Source organism: Mycoplasma sp. 3398 (assembly GCF_053851555.1).
Genome location: NZ_JBSQAW010000015.1, coordinates 1 through 2,497, shown reverse-complemented (window position 1 = coordinate 2,497; position 2,497 = coordinate 1). Strand labels below are relative to the sequence as shown.

Here is a 2,497-nt window from a genome sequence, read left to right as displayed (position 1 = left end):
TATATCTTTTATTGTTTATGTGAAAATAGTATTGTTGATCTGCACCGATCATAAAAGTTACATCATTTTTTGATGTGACTTTTATTTTTAACTTAAACTTTTAGTTGTTTTTATAACTAAAACAAGTTTAAATTGATTTTTTCATGTTTGATTTAATGAAATCTTCATCGATATTTAATAAATTACTTAATCTTTTGTTATAAGTTTTTGCCATAATTATAAAGTCATTGTTTTCAGAAGCAATATTTTGAATATTGTCTTTTGAAAAATAACCACGATCCAATACTAAAGTTACTGATTTATAACACAAATTTAAAACTTTATCAATCATTTTTTTTGTAGTAACTTACATCAATAACTGATTTGGGATATAAATCATAAAAAAAGGTAATTCAGTCTTTTGATCTAAACAATAAGATAAGTTTATTTGTAGCAGTCCTTCATCAACATTTGGCTTTTCATATTCAGCATATTTCATGTTTTTTGAGCTTATATTAAAGTTCGTTGAATCGACAGATAAATATGCGTCATCCGAATTATTCTAAATATGTTCTTGATTGTTTTGATCATCTATAATTAAATTCAAGTATTTTTTTGTTGTTATATCTTTGTGCAAAAGCATTGATATCATTGAGCTTGAAGGAATTGAAAACAAACCAGAAAAATTTTTATATGCTCACTTTTCAAATAATTGCGAAACCATAGATTCTTCATCAATATAATATGATGCCAATGCCTTTATTAATTCGCTTTTTTGTTAAAAATATTTTTCAATTGTTCATCTATATAAAACTTTAAAAATTTTAGTTATTGTCAAATGTTGCCGATAGAAACAACGGATGATTTTTTTTATCATCTTCTAATAAGATACATATTTATTATCATCTTTTCTAATGATTTTGACATTTTTAGGCATTTGAACTCTTTGATCTTTTAGTATCATTTTCTTTAGATTATTTATAACTAAATTATTATATATTTGAGGTCAAAAAAAGTAAAAAATGCTGATTTTTTTAATAAATCAGCATTTCCCCCTTATTTTATTTTAGTTATAAAAACCAGTAAAAGTTTAAGATTTAAAATATTTATACAAGAGAATATACATAAAAATTTCTACATTACTTTGATATTTTTTATCTTCAAATATAAGGTTTAGCATTTTTTGGATAGCCATCGTTATCTAATTCACCAGGGCCAATTAGACTACTACTGTAGAATCTATCTTTGAATTTTTCCCATTCCTCTAAAAATGCTTTATCTGTTGAGTCTGTATTTAAAGCTATTTTATCTAATAATTCATATTTTTCCTCTTGACTAATCAAGCTTTCTGGAGCGTCGGCTATTTTTTTTGCTCATCAGTTTAAGAAACTAATTTGTGACGTTTTTTTTCATCATTCAGAAACATCGTATGTACCGAATAATTGTTTATTTGATTCTAAAATAATTTTACTCTTATCTTCTGCATTTATAACACCTTCAAAATTAGTTTTTAATTGCTCTAGACTATATCGTGTCGAATCGTCAACTATTCCAGCATCTTTTACTCTAGCTATTAATTTTAGAAACTCATAGTTTAATTTAACATTTCTTCTATATTTGTAGTAGACATTAAATAACGCTTGATTTTCGATCTTGATAGCATGTATTCTATCAATATCTTGTTTTTCAAATTCGTATATTATATATGTTCATGAACTTTGAGGAATTGTAACATTATATGGACCCGCATCGGCCGGGTGTTTTTTGTAATTTGAATCAACTCTTTTTTTAAAGAATGGCAACCATTTTTTACCTTCTTTAGATTCATATTTAGCTATGAATTTTTCTACCTTGATTTTTATAGATTTATATTTTTCGATTGTATCAGCAGATCTGATTTCTGAATCCAAAGCATAATATTCTCTAGTGTACTGTTCAGTTAATGTTCCAGAAGCATCCATTGCCTTGTTATTTACAGTAATAGACAATGATTGATTTAATGATAATTTCATAGCGCTATTTTCTCTATCATCATTGCCATGTGACTCTAGTATGGTTTTCTTTAAATCATCTAACTCTGCATTTCTTTGCTGCATTATTTTAGTATTTATTGTATTTAGCTCATCATTAGATGAAGCGTTAGTTATCAGCTTATAAAGATCTTTTAGATTATATTTTGTCACTTCGCTAGCTTCGGGTCTAAATTCACTAGGTAATCCACCTCTATTATTAGACAAATCAAATAGTGCTAATTTGTCAACCTCTTTTCTTAATTCTATTTTTCTAGAAATAATTTTAATTTCTGATTTGATAGCCGAAAATTCTGGTTCAGTTTTTGATAATTCTACCTTATCTAAAAGATTCTTTTTATCAGGAGAATTAGGTAATTTTTTAATTTGTTCGATTAATTCTTGTTTTTTAGCTTGAATTTCAGCTTTTTGTTTTATCTCTTTTTCCTTTTGCTTTTCTGCATCAGTTTTAATAGTATCAAGGTTTTTAATACTATTTGTTGAGTTAT

At 25.8% G+C, this 2,497-nt stretch carries 3 protein-coding genes; all 3 read right to left on the bottom strand.

The window, feature by feature from the left end:
• Positions 1-127 precede the first annotated feature (127 nt).
• On the bottom strand, positions 128-331 hold the full coding sequence (locus ACWXVK_RS03205; RefSeq protein WP_456017241.1) for a hypothetical protein: 204 nt from the start codon (positions 329-331) through the stop codon (positions 128-130).
• A 210-nt stretch (positions 332-541) separates the two neighbouring features.
• Positions 542-733 (bottom strand): hypothetical protein, encoded by a 192-nt coding sequence (locus tag ACWXVK_RS03200; RefSeq protein ID WP_456017239.1) that lies wholly within the window; start codon positions 731-733, stop codon positions 542-544.
• A 400-nt stretch (positions 734-1,133) separates the two neighbouring features.
• Positions 1,134-2,497 (bottom strand): hypothetical protein (locus ACWXVK_RS03195; protein ID WP_456017237.1); only part of this gene is annotated, 1,364 nt, incomplete at its 5' end.